The organism is Mesorhizobium sp. M1403, from assembly GCF_040317695.1.
In the GTDB taxonomy this organism is placed as follows: domain Bacteria; phylum Pseudomonadota; class Alphaproteobacteria; order Rhizobiales; family Rhizobiaceae; genus Mesorhizobium.
In genome coordinates, this window is sequence record NZ_JAMYKY010000001.1 from 148627 (window position 1) to 172275 (window position 23649).

The 23649-nt window shown below is 64.5% G+C and carries 22 protein-coding genes and 1 riboswitch; of the genes, 13 read left to right on the forward strand and 9 right to left on the reverse strand.

Annotation, left to right across the window (positions count from 1 at the left end; translation table 11 throughout):
* Positions 1–6: 6 nt before the first annotated feature.
* Positions 7–1005, reverse strand: coding sequence for a heparan-alpha-glucosaminide N-acetyltransferase (locus NKH01_RS00790; protein ID WP_352844408.1), 999 nt, complete (start codon positions 1003–1005; stop codon positions 7–9).
* Between the two features lie 247 nt (positions 1006–1252).
* On the opposite strand from NKH01_RS00790, the gene NKH01_RS00795 reads away from it, so the two are divergent.
* Positions 1253–2452: an MFS transporter gene (locus NKH01_RS00795; RefSeq protein WP_353018496.1), complete on the forward strand. Its 1200-nt coding sequence runs from the start codon at positions 1253–1255 to the stop codon at positions 2450–2452.
* Here the strand turns inward: NKH01_RS00795 and NKH01_RS00800 are convergent.
* Positions 2431–3624, reverse strand: a complete 1194-nt coding sequence (locus NKH01_RS00800; RefSeq protein WP_353018498.1) for an aromatic ring-hydroxylating oxygenase subunit alpha — start codon at positions 3622–3624, stop codon at positions 2431–2433. The genes NKH01_RS00795 and NKH01_RS00800 overlap by 22 nt on opposite strands.
* Positions 3625–3764: 140 nt before the next feature.
* A riboswitch (cobalamin riboswitch) is annotated at positions 3765–3960 on the forward strand.
* 36 nt (positions 3961–3996) lie between these two features.
* Here NKH01_RS00800 and NKH01_RS00805 point away from each other — a divergent pair.
* From NKH01_RS00805 to cobO, 4 genes are read left to right on the forward strand one after another with little or no spacing between them, the layout of a single operon-like run.
* Positions 3997–4176, forward strand: a complete 180-nt coding sequence (locus NKH01_RS00805; protein WP_023720718.1) for a CbtB domain-containing protein — start codon at positions 3997–3999, stop codon at positions 4174–4176.
* Between the two features lie 15 nt (positions 4177–4191).
* Positions 4192–4968: a CbtA family protein gene (locus NKH01_RS00810; RefSeq protein WP_353018500.1), complete on the forward strand. Its 777-nt coding sequence runs from the start codon at positions 4192–4194 to the stop codon at positions 4966–4968.
* Positions 4961–5482, forward strand: coding sequence for a bifunctional adenosylcobinamide kinase/adenosylcobinamide-phosphate guanylyltransferase (gene cobU, locus NKH01_RS00815; RefSeq protein WP_353018502.1), 522 nt, complete (start codon positions 4961–4963; stop codon positions 5480–5482). Before NKH01_RS00810 ends, cobU begins: the two co-directional genes overlap by 8 nt.
* Position 5483: 1 nt before the next feature.
* Positions 5484–6107, forward strand: a complete 624-nt coding sequence (gene cobO / locus NKH01_RS00820; RefSeq protein ID WP_352483070.1) for a cob(I)yrinic acid a,c-diamide adenosyltransferase — start codon at positions 5484–5486, stop codon at positions 6105–6107.
* Positions 6108–6546: 439 nt separating this feature from the next.
* Here cobO and cbiB read toward each other — a convergent pair whose 3' ends face one another.
* Complete coding sequence (cbiB, locus tag NKH01_RS00825; RefSeq protein ID WP_353018504.1) at positions 6547–7518, reverse strand: adenosylcobinamide-phosphate synthase CbiB; 972 nt, start codon at positions 7516–7518, stop codon at positions 6547–6549.
* On the opposite strand from cbiB, the gene cobD reads away from it, so the two are divergent.
* Entirely contained in the window at positions 7517–8575 is a 1059-nt protein-coding gene (cobD, locus tag NKH01_RS00830) for a threonine-phosphate decarboxylase CobD (protein ID WP_352844392.1), read from the forward strand. The two genes, cbiB and cobD, sit on opposite strands and share 2 nt — an antisense overlap.
* Positions 8572–9081, forward strand: a complete 510-nt coding sequence (locus NKH01_RS00835) for a tyrosine phosphatase family protein (protein WP_023719902.1) — start codon at positions 8572–8574, stop codon at positions 9079–9081. Before cobD ends, NKH01_RS00835 begins: the two co-directional genes overlap by 4 nt.
* Here the strand turns inward: NKH01_RS00835 and NKH01_RS00840 are convergent, their stop codons facing one another.
* Entirely contained in the window at positions 9082–9885 is an 804-nt protein-coding gene (locus NKH01_RS00840; RefSeq protein ID WP_023719903.1) for a creatininase family protein, read from the reverse strand.
* 108 nt (positions 9886–9993) lie between these two features.
* Positions 9994–10377, reverse strand: a complete 384-nt coding sequence (locus NKH01_RS00845) for a RidA family protein (RefSeq protein ID WP_352640494.1) — start codon at positions 10375–10377, stop codon at positions 9994–9996.
* A gap of 276 nt (positions 10378–10653) precedes the next feature.
* Between NKH01_RS00845 and NKH01_RS00850 the strand changes: the two genes are divergently transcribed.
* The 6 genes from NKH01_RS00850 to NKH01_RS00875 are packed head-to-tail and all read left to right on the forward strand — an operon-like array spanning position 10654 to position 16633.
* Entirely contained in the window at positions 10654–11658 is a 1005-nt protein-coding gene (locus NKH01_RS00850) for an ABC transporter substrate-binding protein (RefSeq protein ID WP_023719905.1), read from the forward strand.
* 3 nt (positions 11659–11661) lie between these two features.
* Complete coding sequence (locus NKH01_RS00855; RefSeq protein WP_352861031.1) at positions 11662–12504, forward strand: ABC transporter ATP-binding protein; 843 nt, start codon at positions 11662–11664, stop codon at positions 12502–12504.
* Positions 12491–13342 carry an ABC transporter permease gene (locus tag NKH01_RS00860; protein ID WP_352590130.1) on the forward strand — a complete coding sequence of 284 codons (852 nt, stop codon included), beginning with the start codon at positions 12491–12493 and terminating at the stop codon, positions 13340–13342. The genes NKH01_RS00855 and NKH01_RS00860 overlap by 14 nt, the downstream gene beginning before the upstream one ends.
* Before the next feature lie 17 nt (positions 13343–13359).
* Positions 13360–14658 carry a cytosine deaminase gene (locus NKH01_RS00865; RefSeq protein WP_353019156.1) on the forward strand — a complete coding sequence of 433 codons (1299 nt, stop codon included), beginning with the start codon at positions 13360–13362 and terminating at the stop codon, positions 14656–14658.
* Positions 14658–16055 (forward strand): FAD-binding oxidoreductase, encoded by a 1398-nt coding sequence (locus NKH01_RS00870; RefSeq protein WP_352495955.1) that lies wholly within the window; start codon positions 14658–14660, stop codon positions 16053–16055. The genes NKH01_RS00865 and NKH01_RS00870 overlap by 1 nt, the downstream gene beginning before the upstream one ends.
* Entirely contained in the window at positions 16052–16633 is a 582-nt protein-coding gene (locus NKH01_RS00875) for an NAD(P)H-dependent oxidoreductase (protein WP_352495937.1), read from the forward strand. Before NKH01_RS00870 ends, NKH01_RS00875 begins: the two co-directional genes overlap by 4 nt.
* Before the next feature lies 1 nt (position 16634).
* On the opposite strand, the gene NKH01_RS00880 is transcribed toward NKH01_RS00875, so the two are convergent.
* Genes NKH01_RS00880 through NKH01_RS00895 form a run of 4 tightly spaced genes read right to left on the reverse strand, consistent with a single transcriptional unit; the run spans position 16635 to position 23636 of the window.
* The gene (locus NKH01_RS00880; RefSeq protein ID WP_353018506.1) at positions 16635–19109 is read right to left on the reverse strand and encodes a GcvT family protein; all 2475 of its coding nucleotides are present in this window, start codon (positions 19107–19109) and stop codon (positions 16635–16637) included.
* Positions 19106–20287, reverse strand: coding sequence for a pyridoxal phosphate-dependent aminotransferase (locus tag NKH01_RS00885; protein WP_352844386.1), 1182 nt, complete (start codon positions 20285–20287; stop codon positions 19106–19108). Before NKH01_RS00885 ends, NKH01_RS00880 begins: the two co-directional genes overlap by 4 nt.
* Positions 20287–21186, reverse strand: coding sequence for a homocysteine S-methyltransferase family protein (locus tag NKH01_RS00890; RefSeq protein ID WP_352844384.1), 900 nt, complete (start codon positions 21184–21186; stop codon positions 20287–20289). The genes NKH01_RS00885 and NKH01_RS00890 overlap by 1 nt, the downstream gene beginning before the upstream one ends.
* Positions 21183–23636 carry a GcvT family protein gene (locus NKH01_RS00895; RefSeq protein WP_353018508.1) on the reverse strand — a complete coding sequence of 818 codons (2454 nt, stop codon included), beginning with the start codon at positions 23634–23636 and terminating at the stop codon, positions 21183–21185. The genes NKH01_RS00890 and NKH01_RS00895 overlap by 4 nt, the downstream gene beginning before the upstream one ends.
* Between the last annotated feature and the right edge of the window lie 13 nt (positions 23637–23649).

Sequence of the window (23649 nt, forward strand, 5' to 3'; positions counted from 1 at the left end):
CCTCGATTAGCGCGTTCTCGGTTCCGCCGTCTCGGTTTGGGCGGTGCAGGTGCCGGCGAGCTCGCCAATATGCGCCTTCCACTCCGGGGACTGGTCGTTGCTGTAGAGCCGGTCAAGCGAGGCTTCGCCCTGGAGAGTGTCCAGCATGCAGGCACAATAGCTGGAGCAGAACTCGGTGTCGCGCGCCTGCTCGCAGGATATTTGGCAGGATTTCAGAAAGTTCACCTCCCTGCTTTCGACCCGCGCCGGCATGAATTGCGAAAACAGCCAGACCGAGCCGATCAGCAGCGGCTGATGGATCAGATAAAAGGCAAGGCTGTGCCGGCCGATGAAGACCAGCGGGTTTGCCCAGCGGCCTGGCGTCATGGCCGACAGCCGGGTCAGCACGCCGGAGGTGGCGGCGAGTTTGGTAACCGCGATGCCGGCAAGCACGGCGCCGAACCAGGGCAGCAGCGGAACATAGTCGTTGGAGTGCGGATTGGTCGCCGATAGACCGACCCACCACAAAGCCGGATGATCGAAGGCCTCGGATCTGAGGTAGAAGGGCGCCGCGATGACAAACGCCGCGACAAGCAGTGTCAGCAGCGCCGGCAGCCGAAGGAACGCCAGGCCGAGCAGGCTGGCGAGCGCGATCTCGTGCAATATGCCGAAAAAAATGAAGCCGTCGGGCGTGGCGATTCGGGTGACCAGCGATATTGCGAGAGCCGCCCCGGCAACCATGGCGAAGCGCTTCCAGAAGCCTGTCCAGCGGATTTTCTTGCCATGGGCGAGATAGAGGCTGACGCCGACCAGGAACAGGAAGCTCGAGGCGATGCAGCGCGCGTAGATTTTCCACCAGCCGAAGGCGGTGAGGCCGGGATCGGTGTAGCCGAAAAATTCGAGATCCCAGGTGAAATGATAGCTCGCCATGGCAAGCAAAGCGATGCCGCGTGCGATGTCGATGGCGGCGATGCGCTTCGCCTTCGGTTGATCCTGAACGGCGGTGGTCGGCGTGGCGATGCTCATCGGTCTCGCTGTCTTGGTTCAGCCCCGGCAAGACGACTATCACGGTTGCCACCGTCAAAAGAAGCAGTCCTCGCGTCGCGTTGGCGCGGGTCAGCATTAGAACTCGCTTTAGGCCAGAGCCGGAAAGCCTTTGGCCGGCTTCGCTTTTTGCCGTGAAGGCGTCGGTTTCCTGTTACCCGGCCAGGAATCGCCGCGGCAGATTTGTGCTCCAAACCCTGCTTTGGGCGATTCTGCTTCGGGGAAAGCAATGGCTACCCATGTGCGCCATCCTATCTGGCTTGCGGCCTTGCGGCCGGCGGATGCACGCACCTTCGCCTCGCTTTATGCGGTCGAATCGTTCGCGCGCGCCACCGTCTCCAGCGTCATCCCGATCCAGGCCTATGAGATCCTGCACAACGAGCAGATCGTCTCGATCCTCTACACGGTCGTGGCAATGCTCGGCCTCTCGGCGACGCTGTTCATGCCGATGTTGATCCGGCGCTTTGCCCGGCGCTGGGTCTATACCGCCGGTGCCTGCCTGCTGGCCGTCGGCTCGCTGTTCTTCGTCACTCATACGCTTGCTGGCCAAACGGTCGGCATGCTCTGCCGCGTCATCGGCGCCAGCGCGCTGGCGATCACGCTCAACCTCTACATCATGGACCACATCCGCAAGACCGATTTCATGCAGGCCGAGTCGCTGCGCATGGCGTGGTCGATGCTTGCCTGGACCGCCGGGCCGACGCTCGGCATTTTCCTCTACACGCGTTTCGGCATCTATGCCGCGCATAGCGCGGTGGCCGTCTTCGCCATGGCCCTGCTGGCGCTGTTCTGGACCTACCGGCTTGGCGACAACCCGTCGATCCGCCCGGGCAAGACGCGGCCGGTCAATCCGCTGGCCAATATCGGCCGCTTCGTCGCGCAGCCAAGGCTGAGGCTGGCCTGGCTGATCGCCTTCGGCCGTTCCTGCTTCTGGACGACGTTCTTTGTCTATGGGCCGCTGTTCATGGTGATCACCGGCGAGGGCGAGCTCGCCGGTGGCCTCTTGGTTTCGGCCGGCAATGCGCTTTTGTTCATGGCCATCTTCTGGGGCAGGGCGGGAAAGCGTTTCGGCGGCCGGCGCACCATGACGTTTGCCTATTTCGCCATGTCGGCGACGCTGCTGGCGGCCGGCGCCGTCGGCGAGGCCGCGCCGCTCGTCACCGGCGCGTTGCTGCTTTGCGGTGCCTTCTTCACCATCGCGCTCGATGCGCTGGGCTCGACCGCGTTCATGCGCTCGGTGCGCTCGTATGAGCGGGCGCAGATGGCGGCGGTCTACCGCACCTATCTCGACTTTTCCGACCTGACGCCGCCGCTGGTCTATTCGGTGGTGCTGGCGTTCTGCGGCCTGGGCGCGGTTTTCGCGACGCTCGGCCTGCTGGCGGCGGTCTGCGGCTTCGTCACCTGGCGCTATCTGCCCAAATCGCTTTGATGTTCAAGCGCCGCATGCCGCTCGAGCACCCAGTTGTGGAAGCGGTGCAAGTCATATTCCTCGGGCATCAGCACGCCGGCCTTGTGGCGCATCGAGCGCAGGCCCTTCTGGTTGACCTCGCAGATATCAGCATCTTCCTCCAGCACCTGGGTGCCGAAGGCGACGATGTTGTCGATATCCGCTGCCGGATCGGCGAGCGCTTCGGGCGAAAAAAGCCATTCGGCGGTGAGTTCGGTCTGCTCCGGCCCAAGCGGCACCAGCCGCACGGTCCTGACATAGTCGACATGGCCGACGACGAACATCGACGGCAAGTTGGTGGCATAGGTCTGCCCGGCAGCACGCTCGGCCGGCGTCAGGCTCGAAAAGACCGAGCCGTGGACGCGCCCGTCGCGCGACCAGGTTTCGGCCCCGGCCCGCAAGCCGCCGGCAAATTCCGGCGCGTCATTGTCGGCGTGGCGCGCCCATTCGGGGTCGTCGTGCCGGCCCATCAGGCCGCGGCCATAGATCGGCACCAGCCGCGACAGGTCCTTGTGGACGCCAGGGCAGTGCAGGCACTCGTTGAAGTTCTCCCAAAATATCTTCCAGTTGCAGTTCATAACCTTGCGCAGCACATGGCCGCTCAGCAGCGTTTCCAGCGGCCAGTTGGCGAGGTTGCCGGATGCCGGATCGAAGGATGTTTCAGCCGAACCGGCAGCGTCTTGCGCGAGGTTGACGAAAACGAAACCGCGCCACACCGAAAGCGCGACGCGGTAGAGCGGATGATCGGCCTTGTCGAAACCGTCCGGCAGCGATTTCGACGGCACGCGCACCAGATCGCCGCGCAGCGAATAGGACCAGGCGTGGTAGGGGCAGGTGATGAGCCGCGCCTTCAGCCGTCCTTCGCTCTGCTGGCAAAGCTGCGAGCCGCGATGCCGGCAGGTGTTGTGAAAGGCGCGCAATTCGCCGGTCTCGTCGCGCAGCACGACGACCTCCTGCGTGCCTATGCGAAACGTCCTGAAAGCCAGCGGATGGGCAAGGTCGGCCTCGCGGCAGACCAGCAGCCAATTGCGATACCAGATGGCCTCGAGATCGCGCTGATAGCCTGCGATGTCCCAATAGGCCGATGACGGCAGCGTCGGCTCGGCCCGCGTCAGGCCGTTATAGGGACCGCGCTCATTCGGGCTGGGTTGCATGCCGGCTTCCTCCCCATCCGCCAGCCGACACCCGGCTGTGAGAATTGTCAATTGCGGCGCCGGCCGGCGAGCTTGGCGAGGCGGCGCATTCGCCACACGATCCGGCGGAATTTGGTTTGCCGGGCGCGGCGATTCTGCCTATAGTCGCTGATGTCGTCGGTTCCGTTTGGAACCAAGAGGGAATGCGGTGCGGGCGAAATTCTTGCCCAATGCCGTGGCTGCCCCCGCAACTGTGTGCGGTAGTCCTCTCCATATGCCACTGAAGATGTTCTTCGGGAAGGTGGGGAAGGGCGCTGATCCGCGAGCCAGGAGACCTGCCGGCGACAGGAAACTGATTTCTATGCCCTCGGGTGGAGGGCGAAAGGACAAGACATGAATACCGCTTCCGTCTCGCTCGGCGCTTCCGTCTCCTCGCAGTCGCGTTTCATGCAGCTGGCGCTTGCTGCATTCCTCGGCATTTTCGTCATGGGCTTTGTCGGCTTCTCGCACATCGATGCGGTCCACAATGCCGCCCACGACTATCGCCACTCGATGGGCTTTCCCTGCCACTGACAAGGGACTGACATCATGACATTTTTTCGCAACGTCGTGTTCATCGCGGCGATCGCAGGGCTCGTGGCCGGCGTCGCTCTCGCCTGCATGCAGGCCTATGCCACGGTGCCACTGATCCTGAAGGCGGAAGTCTACGAACAGGCCGGCGGCGGCCATGACCATGCCGCCGCACCTGCGGCACCGGCCGCCACGGGCACGATGGCTATGAGCAGCGCCGCGCCGGCACCGGCTGAAGCAATGGCTCCGGCTGAGGACGAAGGCTGGGCGCCGGCCGACGGTTTCGAACGCTTTGCCTTCAGCGTCGTTGCCAATATCGTCACCGGCATCGGCTTCGCACTGATCCTGGTTGCGGTTTCGGAATTCGCCGGCGGCATCGGCAATTGGCGCCAGGGGCTGTTCTGGGGGCTTGCCGGCTTTGCCGTGTTCACGCTGGCGCCCGGCCTCGGCCTGCCGCCGGAACTGCCAGCGATGCCGGCGGCCGACCTTGTCCAACGCCAGATCTGGTGGTGGGCAACGGTGGTGGCGACCGCGGCCGGTCTCGGCCTGCTTGCGTTCCGCAGATCGCTGCCGCTGGCGGTCCTTGCGGTGGCGTTGATCGTGGCGCCGCATATTGTCGGCGCGCCGCAGCCCGACAGCTTCGAGACGACAATCCCGGAAGGCCTGCATCATCAGTTCGTGGTGGCGGTGACGCTGACCAATCTGGTGTTCTGGCTGGTGCTCGGCGCAGTCGTCGGCGTGGTGCGCGGCCGCTTCACCGGCACGGCGACCAGCCTGCGCGACAGCTTTGCCTGACCGCGCTGCCGGGGCGCTGACCCTGATCATCGGCGGTGCGCGCTCCGGCAAGAGCGCGCATGCCGAGAGGCTGGTGAGTGCCTGTCCGGCGCCGTGGAGCTATATCGCGACGGCGCAAGCCTATGACGAGGAGATGCGCGAACGGATCGCGCTGCACCGCTCGCGCCGCAGAGCCGGTTGGACGACCATAGAGGCGCCGCTCGACCTTGCCGGCGCGATCGAGGCGCTGCCTGACGGCCAGCCGGTGCTGATCGATTGCCTGACGCTGTGGCTGACCAACCATATGCTGGCCGAACATGATGTCGAGGCCGAATGCCGAAGGCTGGCAGATGTGCTGTCGCGGCCGCGTGGACCCTGGTTCGTGGTGTCCAACGAGGTCGGCCAGGGCATCGTGCCGGAGAATGCGCTGGCAAGACGGTTTCGCGACGCGGCCGGCCGGTTGAACCAGGACGTTGCCGCCGTCGCTGACACCGTGCTTTTGATGGTGGCGGGGCTGCCGCTCAGGGTGAAATGACATGGCTGATACCGACCACATCGATCCCAAGGACGAGGAACGCCACCGCGCGAAGATGGCCAAGCGCAAGGCGGTGCAGGACGCCGAGGTTGCAGCCAAGACGGTCGAGAAAGGGCTGTTGATCGTCAACACCGGTCCGGGCAAGGGCAAGACCACGGCCGCCTTCGGGCTGGCGCTCAGAATGCTCGGCTACGGCAAGCGCGTCGGCGTCGTCCAGTTCATCAAAGGCAAATGGCACACCGGCGAGAAGGATGCTTTTGCCTGCTTCGGCGACCGCGTCGTCTGGCACGCCATGGGCGAGGGCTTTACCTGGGAAACGCAGGACCTGAAGCGCGACATCGCGGCCGCTGAGGCCGCCTGGGCCAAGGCGCTCGAGCTGATGGCCGAGCCGTCGATCAGCCTCGTGGTGCTCGACGAACTCAACATCGCGTTGCGCTACGATTATCTCGACCTCGAAAAGGTGGTCGCAGCGCTGAAGGCGCGTCGCGAGGGCCTGCATGTCGTCGTCACCGGCCGCAATGCCAAGCCGGTATTGGTCGAGGCAGCCGATCTGGTCACCGAGATGGGCGTGACCAAGCACCACTTCTCCGCCGGCGTGAAGGCGCAGCAAGGGATAGAGTTCTGAGGGGTTTGGCGATCGGGGAAGGGCGTTTCGGAGCAGGCGGCGCCGGCGAAGCTGCCGATCTCCCCCCTTGTGGGGGAGATGCCCGGCAGGGCAAAGGGGGGCACTGTCCCTCGGCCTGTCAGTCGGAGACAACTACGTCGTCAGACCGTCATTAGCAGGTGAACGGTCAAGAGGCTGGCGATCCTTCGCGCCCCCCTCTGTCCTGCCGGACATCTCCCCCACGAGGGGGGAGATTGGATGGCGCTTCGGATTTCGCCAACCTCGAACGTCAAAGGCAGGGAATGAGAAGCGCAAAGCTGGGGCGATTATTCTTTGGGCACAGCAATTTTGTTCTTGCTTTGTGCCGGCAGCTATGGTACTAATCTCGCTATGGTGCTAACTGGCTCCAACGACCCGCCGCTTGGCGGGTTTTTTGTTTCCGCTCGATCTCGGGCGCAGGTCACGCCAAGATAACAACCACTGCGACCACCCCGAACAGCGCGATCAGCAGTAAGTCGGCGACCCGGTAAAGTTTCAGCGCCCGTCGGATGTCGGTGCTCTCGATATCGTCGCGGCGGCCGCCTTCGCCTATCAACGCGTCTTCGACCATGACGCCGTCATAGGAACGGGGGCCGGCGAGCGCCAGGCCGAGCGCACCGGCCATCGCTGCTTCCGGCCAGCCGGCATTGGGCGAGCGGTGTTTTTTCGCATCGCGCCGCACAGCATGCCAGGCGGCTTTGGCATCGGCGCCCTTGACCAGGAAAGCGGCAAGCACGATCAGCAGCGCCGTCAGCCGTGATGCCGGCAGGTTGATCCAATCGTCGAAGCGCGCCGCCGCCCAGCCGAAGGCCTCGTGGCGCGGGGTGCGGTGGCCGATCATCGAATCGGCGGTGTTGGCGGCCTTGTAGGCGACGCCGCCGGCGAGCCCGCCAACGCCGATCCAGAACGCCGGCGCGACGACGCCGTCGGAGAAGTTCTCGGCCAGGCTTTCGATCGCGGCGCGGCAGACAGCGGCCCTGTCGAGCTTTTCCGGGTCGCGGCCGACGATCCGCGAGACGGCAATGCGGCCCATGTCCAGTCCGCCGCTGTCGAGGGCGTCGGCCACCGCTTCGACATGCTCGGCCAGGCTCTTCTGCGACAGCAGCGACGTCGCCAGGATTGCGATGACCAACAAGCCGAGGGGAATGCTCCAAAGCATGGTTTCGAGCCAGAAGGCGAGGGCGGCCGGCACCAGCACGATGACCAGCAGCGCGAGCACGCCCCAGCGGCGACGGTGGGCGTCGGAATCAGTGGCGCGGTTGAGCCTGCCGTCGAGAAAGGATATCAGCCTGCCGAACCAGGTAACGGGATGGCCAATGGCATCGAAGAGCTGGGCCGGGTAGCCGAGTACAAGTTCGATGGCCAGCGACAGGAAAGTGATCAGGATCGACATGAAGTCTCTTGATGGAGTGACGGCGGCAGTGGACCACGGCGGAAGCCTTGGCCGGGCGAGGGCGCTTTTCCCTCACGCGCCGCTGCCTTTCGTCGACCTCTCGACCGGGATCAATCCGCACTCCTACCCGCTTTTCGATTTGCCCGCCACCGCCCTGTCGCGATTGCCGGAAGCAGCGCGTGCCCGCGAATTGGCCGAAGTCGCGGCAAGCGCCTATGGCGCTCCATCGGCGGCGAATGTCGCAGCGGCGCCCGGCACGCAGATCCTGTTGCCGCGCGTCGCTTCGCTGGTCAGCCCGGGCAGGGCGCTGGTGCTCGGGCCGACTTATGCCGAGCATCGGCGGGCAGCGGCGATCGCCGGCCATGCGGCGGCTGAAGTCGATGATTTCGAAGCCTTGGCGGCGGCCGACCTTGCCGTCGTCGTCAATCCCAACAACCCGGACGGGCGCGTCGTCGAGCGCGAAAGATTGCTTCGACTTGCCGCAAAATTGCGCGCCAGAGGCGGGCTGCTGGTCGTCGACGAGGCCTTCATGGATGTCGGCCCACGCAGCGAAAGTCTCGCTGGCGACGTCGACCAGGGCGGCATCGTCGTGCTGCGCTCGTTCGGCAAGTTCTTCGGCCTGGCCGGCCTGCGGCTTGGCTTTGCATTGACCGACGCGCTGACGGTCGAGCGGCTGCAGGCGCAATTCGGGCCATGGGCGATTTCCGGGCCGGCGCTCGAATATGGCATAAGGGCGCTTGCCGATACCGGCTGGCAGGCCGGGATGCGGCGCCGATTGGCCGAGGATGCCGCACGGCTCGATGCGCTGTTCGGCCGGTTCGGCGTGCCTGTCGCCGCTGGCACCGCGCTGTTCCGCTATATCAGGCTGGCGAACGCCGCCCGCCTGTTTTCGGTGCTCGGCCAGCGCGGCATCCTGCTTCGGCATTTCGCCGACCGGCCGGATGTGTTGCGCGCCGGCCTACCGGGAGCCGACGAAGAATGGCGGCGGCTCGAATCAGCGCTTGCCGGCTGGGCCTCGCGGCGCGACGATGATGCCAAGGGAGAAACGATCCAATGATCCATGTCTGCTCGCTGTCCAAAGTCGAGGAAACGGTGACGAAGACCGGGGCCGGGCGGCTGCTTTCGCTGCTCGCTGCCGGCACGGAGGTGATGCGGCCGGCCTCGATCACCAGGGAAAACCATCTGCACCTGGTCATGCACGACATTGCGGTAGCGCAGGAGGGCATGACCATGCCGGGCGAGGAGCATGTCTTGAACCTGCTCGATTTCGCCCGCCAATGGGATCGCTCGCGGCCGCTGGTGGTGCATTGCTATGCCGGCATCAGCCGGTCGACCGCCTCGGCCTACATTATCGCGGCAGCGCTGGCGCCGAAGCGCGACGAAGCCGAACTGGCCAAGACGCTGCGCGCGCTGTCGCCCACGGCGACACCCAATCCGCGGCTGATCGCAATTGCCGACGCACTGCTCGAGCGCGACGGCCGCATGAGCCGCGCCATCGAGGCGATCGGGCGCGGCGCCGAAGCGTTTGAGGGCACGCCGTTTGCGCTGAGGATCGAGGGCTAGTTACGCCAGCCAATCCGCCAGCTTTGCCTTGCGCACGTCCTTCAGCAAGCTGATGAAGCCGTCGGCTTGATGCTCGGCGGTGAGCCGGCCTTTTTCGGCGGTTGCAATGCTGGCGTCGCCGACCACGCCATTCGGGTTGAGGTCGCTGGCGATCCAGGCGAAGGCGTGTGTTCCGGTGTGGCGCAGCAGCGAAAATTCCTTTTCGGCGCGGGCGACCTTGGACACGAAATTATCGGCCTTGGCCATGTCGACGAGGTCGGGCCGGAAGTGCAGCATCAGCGAGGTCTCGACGTCGCCGCCATGAATGCCGTGGCGGTCTTCGAGGTCGGTGTACATGCCGGCCGGCCGGCCAAACCGTTGCCAGCTGGTCTTTACCGCCAGCATCTTTGCCCGCACGCGCAATTCGCGGGTGACGATGCCCATGATCTCCTCATTGCCGCCATGCGAGTTGACGACAATCAGTTTTCGGACGCCGGCGCGTGCGACCGACAGGCCAAGTTCGGTCCACGCCTCGACCAGGGTCGTCGCCGGCAGAGTGAGGGTGCCGGGCGCATGCAAATGCTCGTTCGACTTGCCCACCGCCTGAACCGGCAGGATGCGGATGTCGAGATCGCCGGGCAGGCGCGCGATCACCGTTTCCAGCATGCCGTTCATGATCGAGGTGTCGGTCGAAACCGGCAGATGGGGCCCGTGCTGCTCGATCGCCGCCAGCGGCAGAACGGCAATGGTCGCCTCAGGATCGACGGTCGCGTATTCGGTGGTCCGGTAGTCACCCCACCATACGCGTTTTTTTGTTCCGGCCATTTTTTACCTCGAAGAGACTGGATGCGCGCTTGATGAGGGGCGGCACCAACCTTTGTCGTGTAACTTGAGATCATCGGCCTGTCGATTCCAGCCGCTGGCCAGCGCTCCTCAACCCGCCGCGATGACCTCGATCTCGACCTTAAACTCCGGCCGGGCAAAGCCGGACACGATCATCAGCGTCGAGGCCGGCGCCGGACTGGCGAACAGCCGGTCGCGAACCTCCATATAGGGCCGCAGGAAGGCGCGGTCGGTGACGTAGGCGTTGATGCGGACGATGTCGGACAGGCCGAGCCCGGCCTCGCCGAGAATCGCCGCTATGTTCTGGAAACAGAGCTCGGCCTGTGCGCCGGCCTCCTCGGGGATCTGGTCGTCCGCTGTGATCGCGACCTGGCCCGAACACAGCACCAGCCGCTTGCCGGGCGGCAGCTCGACGCCATGGCTGTAGCGGGCGAAGGGCGGCTTGATAGACTTCGGCGTGAGAAATTTGAACATGGCAATCTCCGTTCACGGCAGCGTAAAGCTGGATGTAGGCGGGCATCAAGATGGCGGTGCATGTCACGAGGGCGATTGTGGACAGGCGATCAAAAAATAGGCACGATGCCTTCCGTACAGCATGACCCGTCCGGCCTTCGCGCCGCCATTGCACAGGCGGGCATTGCACAAGCGGGCGGTCCCGACGCAACGCGCCGGTGGCATGTGTCTTGCTTCTTGAAACAATGGTGTCGAGCCCGGCGCGTGATGCGCCGGAGCGAACAAAGGGTGGTGTGGATGTACGGAAGACTCAAGATTTCGGCGGGCGTGATCGTGCTGCTTGGCGCAGGTACGCTTGCCGCGGCAGCGAACGAAAAAGTCACCTTCGGCACCAACTGGCTGGCCGAGCCGGAACATGGCGGTTACTACCAAGCCGTGGTGGATGGTACCTATGCCGCATGCGGCATCGACGTGACGATCATGCAGGGCGGCCCACAGGTCAGCGGCCGGCCGCTGCTGCTCGCAGGTAAGATCGATTTCTACATGGGCGGCAATCTGCTGTCGGCCTTCGATGCCGTGCAGCAAGGCATACCGATGCGCGTCGTGGCCGCCGACTTCCAGAAGGACCCGCAGGTCATCATGTCCCATCCCGGCCAGGGGCTGGACAAATGGGAAGACCTGAAGAACGCCGACCAGTACATCCTCGGCGACGAAGGTGCGCAGACCTTCTTCCAGTGGATGGTCACCGACCTCGGCTTCGATGCCGCAAAACGCGTGCCCTACACTTTCAACCCGGCTCCGTTCATCGCCAACAAGAAGTCGATCCAGCAGGGCTACGTCACCTCGGAGCCATTCGCCGTCCAGAAGCAGGGCGGTTTCACGCCGAACCAGTTCCTGCTGGCCGACTATGGCTGGGACACATATGCAACGACGGTCGAAACCATGCAGGAGACGGTCGACAAGCGGCCCGAGGTGGTCCAGTGCTTCGTCGATGGCTCGGCCAAGGGCTGGTACAATTATCTCTACGGCGACAACAAGGCCGCCAACGAGATGATCAAGAAGGAAAATCCGGACATGACGGATGAGCAGATCGCGTTCTCGATCGAGCAGCTGAAGAAGTTCGGCGTGGTCGATTCCGGCGACAGCGAAAAGCTCGGCATCGGCGCCATGACCGATGCGCGCATCCAGAGTTTTTACGACAAGATGGTCAAGGCCAAGGTAACACCGGCGGGCATCGACATCAAGAAGGCCTACACGCTGGCCTTCGTCAACAAGAGCGTCGGGCTCGACCTGAAGAAGTAGGCCGTGAAGCTGGAGAAAGTGGCGCAACAGCCAGGAAGCGTATCGGGGCCGACGCTGTTGGCGCTGCGTGGCGTCGGCAAGGTGTTTTCCAACGGCGTCACCGCGCTCAGCAATGTCGAGCTGACGATCCGGGAAGGCGATTTCCTCAGCCTGCTCGGGCCGTCGGGCTGCGGCAAATCGACGGCGCTGCGGCTGATCGCCGGGCTGTCGACGCCGACCTCGGGTGTGCTCGACTGGCGCGGCAGCGGCGCCCTCGATCGTTCGACTATCGGCGACCGTTCGAATATCGGCTTCGTCTTCCAGGAGCCGACGCTGCTGCCCTGGGCCGATGTCTTCGACAATGTCTGGCTGCCGCTGCGGCTGAAGGGCGTGTCGCGGGCCAAGGCGGCGCCGGCGGTGATGGAGATGCTGGCGAGGGTTCACCTGACCGGCTTCGAGAATGCCGTGCCGCGCGAATTGTCGGGCGGCATGAAGATGCGCGTCTCGATTGCCCGGGCCATGGTGACCAAGCCGCGGATTCTGTTGATGGACGAGCCGTTCGCAGCACTCGACGAGATCACCCGCTTCAAGCTCAACAACGATCTGCTGGAGCTGTGGCAGGATGAACGTTTCACCGTCGTTTTCGTCACCCACAGCGTCTTCGAAAGCGTTTTCCTCTCCAACCGCGTCGTCGTCATGGCGGCGCGGCCGGGCCGGGTGTTTGCCGAGCTCGCCGTCGATGCGTCCTATCCGCGCGACGAGGCGTTTCGCACCTCGCCCGACTATGCCGCGCTCTGCCGCCAGGCATCCGACGTGCTGATCGGCGCCATCAACTCAACTGCCGGACCGCATCATGACGGCCATTGAAGAACAAATCCTGGCGCTCGACCCGGAGGAGGCGCGTCGCGTTCGCCAAGAGCGCTTCGAGCGCATCGGCAGATGGCTGCTGCCGCTGGCGATCATGATCCTGGCGATCTGGCTGTGGGACCGCGTCTGCGTCTGGAACGACATCCCGAAATATATCCTGCCGCGTCCCGGCGTGGTGCTGCAGACGCTGCACGACGATGCCGGGCTGCTGTTCTCCTCGCTGCTGGTGACACTCAGGATCACCTTCTTGAGCCTGCTTCTCGCCGTCATCGGCGGCGTCGGGCTGGCAGTGCTGTTCGCGCAGTCGAAATGGGTGGAGATGTCGTTCTTTCCCTTCGCCATCGTGCTGCAGGTGACGCCGATCGTCGCGATCTTTCCGCTGATCAATATCTATGTCGACAACCAGACGACAAAGCTTTTGCTTTGCGCCTGGATCGTCGCCTTCTTCCCGATCCTCTCCAACACCACGCTCGGCCTCAATTCCGTCGACCGCAATCTGCGCGATTTGTTCAAGCTCAACGGCGCCACCCGCTGGCAGCAATTGCGCTATTTGCGGCTGCCGGCGGCGATGCCTTATTTCCTCGGCGGGCTGAAGATCGCCGGCGGCCTGTCGCTGATCGGCGCGGTGGTGGCAGAGTTCGTCGCCGGCGCCACCGGCCAGTCGTCCGGCCTAGCCTCGCGCATCATCGAGGCCGGCTACCGGCTCAACGCACCAAGGCTGTTCGCGGCGCTGATCCTGATCTCGCTCACGGGCATCCTGATCTTCCTGGTGCTGTCGCTGATTTCGCATCTCATTTTGCGGCGCTGGCACGAGAGCGCGCTGAGGCAGGAGCGGTGATGGTGGGCAGCGCCGCCTTGATACCAGCTTCTGGTTCCTACCATCTCGCCAAGGTTCGGCTTCATGCCTCACTGACGCCGGGCTTTTCTGGAGCCTTCGATACCGACGGGTTTGGGCTCGCGGATATCGCCATCGCCGATGGCAAGATCTCCGGGATTACGGCGCATCGATCCAACGCACAGGCAGGCGCCATCGACCTTGGCGGCCGGATCGTCTTGCCCTGCTTCGTCGACTGCCACACCCATATCGACAAGGGCCATATCTGGCCGCGAAAGCCCAATCCCGACGGCACTTTCATGGGCGCGTTGAACGCGACCGGCGCCGACCGCGCGGCGCGCTGGAGCGCCGACGACGTTGCCCGCCGCATGGATTTTTCGCTGCGCTCTGCCTATGCGCATGGCACCAAGGCGCTGCGTACGCATCTCGACAGCGTTGCGCCGCAGGAAGAGATCTCCTGGCCGGTGTTCGAGACGATGCGGGAGAAATGGCGCGGCCGCATCGAGCTGCAGGCGGCCTGCCTGCTCGGCATCGAAGGCGTGCGCGACAGGAAATGGTTCGAGAGGCTGGCCAAGCGGGTGGCTGCCGCCAAGGGCGTGCTCGGCGTCGTCACCTATATGGTGCCGGACCTCGAGGAACTGCTTGACCAGGTGTTTGCGCAGGCGATCAAGCATGGCCTCGACCTCGATTTCCATGCCGACGAGACCGACGATGTCTCGGCGATCTCGCTCAAGAAGATTGCCGAAGCCGCCCTCTGGAACGGTTTTGACGGGAACATCCTGGTCGGCCATTGCTGCTCGCTGGCGCGCCAGCCCGATCTCGAGGTGCTCGACACGCTGGACAAGGTCGCCAAGGCCGGCCTGGCGGTGGTGTCGCTGCCGATGTGCAATCTCTATTTGCAGGACCGGCGCGGCGATAACACCACGCCGCGCTGGCGCGGGGTGACGCTGCTGCACGAGATGAAGGCGCGCGGCATTGCCGTCGCCATCGCCTCCGACAATACGCGCGACCCGTTCTACGCCTATGGCGATCTCGACATGCTGGAGGTCTATCGCATGGCGACGCGCATCCTGCATCTCGACCATCCCGTCGCTGACTGGCCGCAAGCGGTGACAGCGACGCCGGCCAAGGTGATGCGGCTCGATGGTTTCGGCACGCTTGCCGCCGGAGGGCCGGCCGATTTCGTCGTCTTCAAGGGGCGAAGCTGGACGGAATTGCTGTCGCGGCCCGAATCGGATCGCATCGTGGTGCGCGACGGCCAGGCGATCGAACGCCAGCTGCCCGATTATGCCGAACTCGATGATCTGATGGTGGAATGATGGATATTGCGGCGCTCAAGCGCGACCTGGACGGCCTCAAGGTCGACGACCATCCGGCGATCGTCCAGCAGAAGAGCCGCGACTTCTACTGGTACAGCCCGGTGCTGAAGCAGCAGCTCGAGCATGTCACCGGCGACCTGATCGTGACGCCGAAAACGGAAGACGAGGTCGTCCGCGTGCTCGCCGCCTGCCACCGGCATGGCGTGCCGGTGACGCCGCGCGGCAGCGGCACCGGCAATTACGGGCAGGCGATGCCCCTGTCCGGCGGCGTCGTGCTCAATCTCGCCGAGATGAACGCGATCAAGGCGATCGCGCCCGGTCGTGTCGTCACCGGTCCCGGCGCCGTGCTCGCCGACATCGACAAGGCGACGCGGGCGCATTCCGGCCAGGAGCTCCGCATGTCGCCGTCGACCTACAACACGGCATCGATCGGCGGCTTCGTCGCCGGCGGCTCCGGCGGTATTGGCTCGATCCGCTGGGGCGGCTTGCGCGACCTCGGCAACGTCATCCGGCTGAGGACCGTGACGATGGAGGCACAGCCCCGCGTCATGGAGCTCACCGGCGAGGACGTGCTGAAAGTGATGCACGCCTACGGCACCAACGGCATCATCACCGAAGTCGAGATGCCGCTAACCGCCAGTTATGACTGGATCGACGTCATCGTCGGCTTCGACGATTTCATGGATGCGGCCGGCTTCGGCAACGATCTCGCCATCCAGGACGGCATCCTGGCGAAGCTGATCACGCCGATAGCAGCACCCATCCCCTACGATTACTTCAAGCGCCACCAGCGGTTTTTCCGGCGCGGCCAAAGCATCGTCGTCCTGATGATCGCGCCGCATGCGATGGATGCCTTCCTCGCCTTCACTGCGCGCAGTAAGGGCGAGATCGTCTTTCGCGCCGATAAGGAGGCCGATCTCAAGGGGCTGCCGCCGGCCTATGAGCTGACCTGGAACCACACCACGCTGCGCGCCATCCGGGTCGACCCGACGATCACCTATCTGCAGACCCGCTACCCGTCGCCGGACCACCTCGGTCACGTCAAGGCGATGGTCGAACGCTTCGGCGACGAGGTGCCGGCGCATCTCGAATTTATCCGCTTCGATGGCGCCATCGGCATCGCCGGATTGCCGCTGGTGCGCTTCACCACGGCGGAGCGGCTGGACGAGATCATCCGCATCCACGAAGACAATGGCTGCTGGATCTTCAACCCGCACCGCTACACGCTGGAAGAAGGCGGCATGAAGCGGACGGATGAAGTGCAACTGGCTTTCAAGCGTGAGACCGACCCGCAAGGGCTGCTCAATCCGGGCAAGATGATCGCCTGGGAAAACCCGGACTATGATTATCGCTCAGGCAAGTCGTTCCTGTTCAAGGGGCTGGAGAAGACGGGTTGAACATCCTCGTCCTCTACGCTCATCCGGTCGAGACCAGCTTCAATGCCGGTCTGCACCGGACCATTGTCGAGCGGCTGAAGGCCGCCGGCCATGCCGTCGACGATTGCGATCTCTATGCCGAGGGGTTCGATCCCAGGCTGACGCGGGCCGAACGGCTCTCCTATCACGACGCGCGCAGTGACGGCGATCCTGCAGCGGCTTACGTCGAGCGCTTGCTGCGGGCCGAGGCGCTGGTGCTATCGTTTCCGGTGTGGAACTTCGGCTATCCGGCCATTCTGAAAGGCTTTTTCGATCGCGTCTTCCTGCCCGGCGTGTCGTTCAAATTGGTTGACGGCAAGGTGCAGCCGTCGCTGCACAACATTCGCAAGGTCGCCGCGGTCGCCACCTATGGCGGCAGTCGGTTCCGAGCCATGCTGATGGGCGACCCGCCGCGCAAGCTGGTCAAGCGGGTGCTGCGTGCGACCATCAAGCCTGGCGGGTCGGTTTCCTACCTCGCGCAGTACTCGATGAACCTATCGACCGACGAGAGGCGGACGAGGTTCGTGGCGAAGGTCGCGGCCGAGATGGATGCGTTCTGAGCTACATCCGCACTCGCTCGGCCTTCGGATCGTACATCGGCTTGAGCGAGGCCTCGGCGGCAAAGCGCTCGCCGGCGATCTCGATCTCGTAGGACGACGACAGCACATCCCCCTCGCTCTCACCCTTGCAAGGCACGTAGCCAAGCCCGATTGCGCCGCCGAGATGATGGCCGTAATTGCCCGAGGTGATCGGACCGACGATCTTGCCGTCGCGCAGGATCGCCTCGTTGTGGAAGAGCAGCGGCTCGGGGTCGTTCAGGCGGAACTGCACCAGCCGGCGTGACAGGCCGGTTTCTTTCTTCTTCAGCACCGCATCGCGGCCGAGGAAATACCTCTTGGCCGTCTTCACGGCGAAGCCAAGGCCGGCCTCCAGCACATTGTCTTCGTCGGTGATGTCGTGGCCGAAATGCCGGAACGCCTTTTCGATGCGGCAGGAGTCCAGCGTGTGCAGGCCGCATAGCTTCAGACCGACATCGGCGCCGGCCTCTTCTATCGCCTCGAAGACGTGGGCGGCCTGATCGGTCGAGACATAAAGCTCCCAGCCGAGCTCGCCGACATAGGTGACGCGGTGGGCGCGGGCCAGGCCCATGCCGATCTCGATCTCCTGAAACGTTCCGAACGGATTGTTGTCATTGGAGAAATCATTCGGGCTGACCTTTTGGATCAGCTTCCTCGAATCCGGGCCCATCAGGCAAAGCACCGCTTCGGCAGCGGTCACATCGGTAATGACGACGAACTCGTCGGCAAGATGTTTTTTCAGCCAGGCCAGATCGCGCTGCAGCGTGGCGCCCGGCACGACGAGGAAGAAGGCTGTTTCGGACAATCGCGAGACGGTCAGATCGCTCTCGATACCGCCGCGCTGGTTGAGCATCTGGGTGTAGACGATCTTGCCCGGCGCCACGTCCATGTCGTTGGCGCAGAGTCTTTGCAGGAAAGCGCAGGCGTCGCGACCCTCGACGCGGATCTTGCCGAACGAGGTCATGTCGAACAGGCCAACGCTGTTCCGGACCGCCAGATGCTCCTCGCGCTGGTTGTCGAACCAGTTCTGCCGTTTCCACGAATAGCGGTATTCGCGCTCCTGGCCGGGCCTAGCGAACCAGTTGGCGCGCTCCCAGCCGGCGACCTCGCCGAACACCGCACCGCGCGCCTTCAGATGCTCGTGCAGCGGCGAACGCCTCACGTTCCGCGAGGTTGCCATCTGCCGGTAAGGAAAATGATCGGCATAGAGCAGGCCGAGCGTTTCGGAGACGCGCTCCTTGAGATAGCGGCGGTTCTTCTGGAACGGCTGGGCGCGGCGGATGTCGACCTCCCAGAGATCGAACGGCGCTTCGCCGTCATTGATCCATTGCGCCAGCGCCATGCCGGCGCCGCCGGAGGAGACGATACCGATCGAATTGTAGCCGGTCGCCATCCAGTAGCCGGAAAGCTCCGGCGCCTCGCCGAGATAATAACGGTCGTCGGGGGTAAAACTCTCTGGGCCGTTGAAGAAGGTGTGGATGCCGGCGGTGGCCAGCATCGGCATGCGGTTGACGCCCATTTCGAGGATCGGCTCGAAATGGTCCATGTCCTGCGGCAACTGGTCGAAGCAGAACTCCTCGCTTATGCCGTTCATGCCCCACGGCTTGGCCACCGGCTCGAAAGCGCCGAGCATCATCTTGCCGGCATCTTCCTTGTAGTAGGCGCATTCGTCGGGCACGCGCAGCACCGGCAGGCGGGAGAGCCCGGGGATCGGTTCCGTCACGAGATAAAAGTGCTCGCAGGCGTGCAGCGGAATGGTGACGCCGTTCTGGGCGCCAAGTTCGCGTGCCCACATGCCGGCGCAGTTGACGACGATGTCGGTGTCGATCGTGCCTTGCTCGTCGCCCTGCGCCCAGGAGACGCCGGTGACGCGGCCTGCCTTGGTATGCACCTTGGTCATCTTGACGTTCTCGACGATCGTCGCACCGCGCTGACGTGCGCCCTTGGCCAACGCCATGGCGATGTTGGCGGGGTCGCATTGGCCGTCGAGCGGCAGATGCACGGCGCCGACCACATCGGATACATTGAGATGCGGATACATCTGCTTGACTTCACCTGGCGAAATCTCGCGCACGTCGACATCGAAGGCACGGGCGAGAGACGCCTGCCGATAGATCTCGTGCTTGCGCTCCCCGGTCAGCGCCACCGTGATCGAGCCAACCTGGCGCATGCCGGTGCCGACATCGGTCTCGGCCTCGAGCTTGACGTAGAGGTCGGCCGAGTATTTCGCCAGCCGCGTCATGTTCTGCGAGCCGCGCAGCTGGCCGATCAGGCCGGCGGCGTGCCATGTCGTGCCCGATGTCAGCTGCTTGCGCTCGAGCAGGACGATATCGGTCCAGCCGAGCTTGGCCAGGTGATAGGCTACCGAGCAGCCGGAGACGCCGCCGCCGATGATGACCGCCCTCGCTTTGGGAGGAATGGCCTTGGTCGGAATGGTTTTGGCGGGCGGGGCGTTCATGCGGCCTCACGGCGATAGCTGGAGGCGAAGCGGCGCAGACGCGTGGCAGCTTCCATCAGTACCGCCTCAGGCTGGCAGAGGCTGAAGCGGATGTGGCCTGCTGCGGCCTCGCCGAAGCTCGAGCCGGGCATGACGGCGACCTTTTCCTGGTCGAGGAAGGCCCAGGCGAATTTCTCGTCGTCCGGCTCGATCGCCGATATGTCGAGCATGACGTACATGCCGCCTTCGGAGCCGCGCACGGTGACGTCGTTCATGCCGCGCATGGCATCGAGAACGACGGCGCGCCTTGCGGCATAGCGCTCGGCGATCTCCTTGACGCCGTAGCCGTTTTCGAGCGCCTCGGCGCAAGCCAGGCTGATGAAGGCCGGCAGGCCGTAGGTCATCACCAGATTGAGGTCGGTCAGCAGCGAGATCATCTCCTCGGGCCCGGTCAGCCAGCCCATACGCCAGCCGGTCATGCCGTGGCTCTTGGACATCGAATTGATGACCAGCGTACGTTCTGCCATGCCGGGCAGCGAGCGCGGCGAGACGTGCTCGCCACCGCCAAGCGTCCAATAGACCTCGTCCGACAGCAGCCAGAGGTCATGCTCGCGGCAGATCTGCGCCAGATCTTCCAGCCGCTCGCGCGAATAGACGGCGCCGGTCGGATTGTTCGGCGTGTTGATCAGGATGGCGCGGGTGTTCGGCCGAAGTGCGGCGCGGATCTCGGCGGCGCGCGGCTGAAAGCCATCTTCGGCAGGTGTCTCGACGACGCTGAACGCGGCGCCCGCCGCGCTGAAGGTATTGGGATAGGTGGCGTAATAGGGCGCGACGACGATGGCATGGTCGCCCTGGTCGAGAACAGCTTGAATAGCTGCGTAAAGCGCGGCCTGCCCGCCCGGCGTGGCGATGACCTGGTCGGGGCTGGTCGCAACACCGGTGCAGAGCGTCGAGGCCGCCGCCATCGCCTTGCGCAGCCGCGGAACGCCGGCAAGTGGGGTGTAGTGGTGATTGCTGGCGCGGACCGCCGTCACGCAGGCTTCGATCGTCTCGCTCGGCGTGTCGAAATCATGGTCGCCGACCGACAGCATGATGATGTCCTCGCCGGCCTGCTTGCGCGCCCAGGCAGCGGAATGAACCTCCCAGCCATCCTTGCCCGAAGGCACGATGCCGGAAATGCGCGATGATGGCCTGGGCATTATGCTACTCCCGAAATTTCGTAGCCGGCCTGTTCGAGCCGGTCGCGCAAGGCGGCGATGTGGGCCGGTCCGACTTCGCAGCAGCCGCCGACGATGCCGGCGCCGGCCTCGACCCAGCCGATCGCCTGGCCGGCATAGGCGTCCGGATCGAGGTCGTGGCGGGCGTGCAGCACTTCGACGGTGCCGCCATGCTTGAGCGCCTCGACCGAGGTGAAGCCATTGGCATAGGCGCCGACCGCACCGCCGAGAGCGATCAGTCCGGGCAGCGCTGCAGCGATCGCTTCGGGCCGGCAGCAATTGATCAGCCGGGCCGCGACGGGCAGTCCGTCAAGAGCGCTCGACGCCGTCGTAATGGCTTCGCCGCTGCGCAGGCGCGGCGTGCCGTGGTCGGCAAGCGTCCACGACACCCATACGGGCTTGCCGCTTTCCGATGCCGCGGTGACGGCGGCGCGCGCCTCTTCGGCCGACGCCATGGTTTCGCACAGAAACAGATCGACGCCGTCCGCCTGCTCGGCAACGATGCGGCGATAGATATCGAGTGTATCCTGGAACGATATCGTCAGCGCCGGCGCATAGCTGCCGAACAGCGGCGACAGGCAGCCGGCGATCGCTGCGTCGCCGGCCTGGTCGCGCGCTTGCCTTGCCAGTTCGATGCCGCGTTTCTGCAACGGCTTGAACAGCTCTTCCGCGCCCTCGCGCGCCAGCCGCTCCGGCGTGGCGGAATAAGTGTTGATGGTGATGACGCGGGCGCCGGCGCGGATGAATTCCGCATGCAGGTCGCGCACCAGATCCGGTTCGTCGATCAGCACCCTGGCCGACCAGAGCGGCGTCGGCTCGGAGCTGCTGCGGCGGACCAGCTCCTGGCCCATGCCGCCATCGGTGAGGATGACTTTCTTCATGCTTTGAGCCTTTCGTTCGTCGGATCCCATAACGGCTCATCCTTCTGCACGATCGCCCGAAAACGTTCGCCGAAGATCTCGACCTCGACCGCGGTTCCCGGCTCGGTGAGGTCGGCGCGCAGCATGCCGAGCGCGATCGACTTGTCGATGCGATGACCCCAGCCGCCGGATGTCGTCTCGCCGACGATGTGGCCGTCATGCCAAAGCGTCGACATGTAAGGTGCGTCGCAGTCGCCGGGATTTTCGACGACCAGCGTGACGAAGCGCTTCTTGATGCCCTGCTGCTTTTCGTTCTGCAGCGCCGCCTTGCCGCGGAAGTCGGGCTTGTCCCATCTGACGAAGCGCTCCAGCCCGCCCTGCAGGATCGAGTAGTCGGTCGACAGGTCGCCCTTCCAGGTGCGGTAGCCTTTTTCGAGCCGCAGCGAATCCAGCGCGTACATGCCGAACGGTTTCAGGCCGTGCCTCTGGCCGGCCGCCCAGACAGCGTCGAAGATGACAGCGGTATCGTCGACCTTGCTGTGGATTTCCCAGCCGAGTTCGCCCGCGAAGGACACGCGCACCAGCCTTGCCCAACGTCCGGCGATACTGGTCTCCTGGTGCGTCAGCCAGGGCTGGGTGAGGTCGGCCGCGCAGAGTTCGGCGAGGATGTTTCGCGAGTTGGGGCCGGCGAGGATCTGGGTGGAGTATTCCTCCGTCCTGTCGACCAGCTTGAATGTGGCGTCCTTCGGTGTGCGCGATTTCAGCCATTCGAAATCATGCCATTGCGCCACCGCGGCAGTAATCAGCGTCATCAGGTCTTCGTCGTGGCGGACGACCGACATTTCGGTGACGATGCGGCCCTTGTCGTCGGCAAAATAGACGAGGCCGATGCGGCCGGGTTTCGGCACCAGGCCTGTCACCTGGAGGCTCAGCCATTCGGCGGCACCCGAACCGTCTAGATTGAAGCGGGAAAATCCCGGCAGGTCCAGAATGCCGGCGGCATCGCAGACGGCGAGGCATTCCTCGCGCACACGACGCTGCCAGGGGCCGTCACGGCGGAAGGTCAGCGTGGATTGTTCGGAGATGTCGTCGCCTGGCTTCGCATACCAGGTGGCGCGTTCCCAGCCATTATAGGCGTCGAACTGGGCGCCGAGCGCCTTGATGCGGCCGTGGAGCGGCGACAGCTTGCGGTCGCGCCCAGCCGGCCAGGCGTGGCGCGGGAATTGGATGGCATACTCGTTGCCGTAGATCTCCATGCCCTTGGCGACGCAGTAATCCGGCGCCGACGCAAAGGCGGTGAAACGGCGTGGATCGCAGGACCACATGTCCCATTCGGTCTGGCCCTCGGTCACCCACTCGGCCAGCACTTTGCCGGCGCCGCCGCCCTGGGCGATGCCGAAGGTGAAGACGCAGGCCTCGAAGGCGTTGGGCACGCCAGGCATCGGGCCGATCAGCGGGTTGCCGTCCGGCGCATAGGGGATCGGCCCGTTGATGACCTTGGACAGCCCGGCGGTGCCGAGGATCGGCACGCGGGCGACGGCATCGGCCAGGTAATGTTCCAGCCGGTCGAGGTCGTCGGGAAACAGCTGGAACGAAAAGTCGTCCGGCATCGGGTCGTTGTGGCCGACCCAATGGGCGCGGCAATTGCGCTCATAGGGGCCGAGGTTCATGCCGTTCTTTTCCTGGCGCAGATAATAGGACGTATCGACGTCGCGCAGCAGCGGCAGCTTCTTGCCTTGTTCCTTCGACCACGCCGCCAGTTCGGGGATTTCCTCAAACAGGATGTATTGATGGCTCATCACCATCATCGGCACCTCGCGGCCGAACATCCTGCCGACTTCGGCGGCGCGGTAGCCGGCGGCGTTGACGACAATCTCGCAGCGAATCTCGCCTTGCGGCGTCTCGACCACCCACTCGTCGTTCTCGCGGCGCACGCCGGTGACCGGGCAGAAGCGGATGATCTTCGCACCCATGTCGCGCGCGCCCTTGGCCAGCGCCTGGGTCAATTGCGCCGGGTCGATGTCGCCGTCGCTCGGATCGTAGAGCGCGCCCTTCACCTCATGCGTTTCGATGAACGGGTAGCGGCGCTTGATCTCGTCGGGGCCGACGACATTGATGTCCATGCCCTGATAGCGGCCCATGCCCTTGGCGCGCTGGAATTCCTGCATACGCTCGATCGTATGGGCGAGCCTGAGCGAGCCGGTGACATGATAGTTCATGGGATAGCCGACCTCGTCGGCCAACCGGCGATAGAGCTCGGTCGAATAGCGCTGCATGTTCATCAGCGACCATGACGAGGAGAACGTCGGCACGTTGCCGGCGGCATGCCAGGTCGAGCCGGAAGTCAGCTCGTTCTTCTCCAGAAGCACGCAGTCGGTCCAGCCCGCCTTGGCGAGATGATAGAGCGAGGAGGCGCCGACGGCACCGCCTCCGATGATCACCACGCGTGCCGTGGTCGGCAAACTGGCCATGTTCTTCTCCAGA

What these genes read in the sequence shown, in the direction of transcription:
- NKH01_RS00860 (WP_352590130.1), top strand. Translation starts at nt 12,491, where the DNA reads ATGACGGCCATTGAAGAACAAATCCTGGCGCTCGACCCGGAGGAGGCG.
- cobO (WP_352483070.1), top strand. Translation starts at nt 5,484, where the DNA reads ATGGCTGATACCGACCACATCGATCCCAAGGACGAGGAACGCCACCGC.
- cobD (WP_352844392.1), top strand. Translation starts at nt 7,517, where the DNA reads ATGAAGTCTCTTGATGGAGTGACGGCGGCAGTGGACCACGGCGGAAGC.
- NKH01_RS00795 (WP_353018496.1), top strand. Translation starts at nt 1,253, where the DNA reads ATGGCTACCCATGTGCGCCATCCTATCTGGCTTGCGGCCTTGCGGCCG.
- NKH01_RS00895 (WP_353018508.1), bottom strand. Translation starts at nt 23,636, where the DNA reads ATGGCCAGTTTGCCGACCACGGCACGCGTGGTGATCATCGGAGGCGGT.
- NKH01_RS00800 (WP_353018498.1), bottom strand. Translation starts at nt 3,624, where the DNA reads ATGCAACCCAGCCCGAATGAGCGCGGTCCCTATAACGGCCTGACGCGG.
- NKH01_RS00850 (WP_023719905.1), top strand. Translation starts at nt 10,654, where the DNA reads ATGTACGGAAGACTCAAGATTTCGGCGGGCGTGATCGTGCTGCTTGGC.
- NKH01_RS00790 (WP_352844408.1), bottom strand. Translation starts at nt 1,005, where the DNA reads ATGAGCATCGCCACGCCGACCACCGCCGTTCAGGATCAACCGAAGGCG.
- NKH01_RS00845 (WP_352640494.1), bottom strand. Translation starts at nt 10,377, where the DNA reads ATGTTCAAATTTCTCACGCCGAAGTCTATCAAGCCGCCCTTCGCCCGC.
- NKH01_RS00835 (WP_023719902.1), top strand. Translation starts at nt 8,572, where the DNA reads ATGATCCATGTCTGCTCGCTGTCCAAAGTCGAGGAAACGGTGACGAAG.
- NKH01_RS00880 (WP_353018506.1), bottom strand. Translation starts at nt 19,109, where the DNA reads ATGAACGCCCCGCCCGCCAAAACCATTCCGACCAAGGCCATTCCTCCC.
- NKH01_RS00885 (WP_352844386.1), bottom strand. Translation starts at nt 20,287, where the DNA reads ATGCCCAGGCCATCATCGCGCATTTCCGGCATCGTGCCTTCGGGCAAG.
- NKH01_RS00840 (WP_023719903.1), bottom strand. Translation starts at nt 9,885, where the DNA reads ATGGCCGGAACAAAAAAACGCGTATGGTGGGGTGACTACCGGACCACC.
- NKH01_RS00890 (WP_352844384.1), bottom strand. Translation starts at nt 21,186, where the DNA reads ATGAAGAAAGTCATCCTCACCGATGGCGGCATGGGCCAGGAGCTGGTC.
- NKH01_RS00810 (WP_353018500.1), top strand. Translation starts at nt 4,192, where the DNA reads ATGACATTTTTTCGCAACGTCGTGTTCATCGCGGCGATCGCAGGGCTC.
- NKH01_RS00805 (WP_023720718.1), top strand. Translation starts at nt 3,997, where the DNA reads ATGAATACCGCTTCCGTCTCGCTCGGCGCTTCCGTCTCCTCGCAGTCG.
- NKH01_RS00870 (WP_352495955.1), top strand. Translation starts at nt 14,658, where the DNA reads ATGGATATTGCGGCGCTCAAGCGCGACCTGGACGGCCTCAAGGTCGAC.
- cbiB (WP_353018504.1), bottom strand. Translation starts at nt 7,518, where the DNA reads ATGTCGATCCTGATCACTTTCCTGTCGCTGGCCATCGAACTTGTACTC.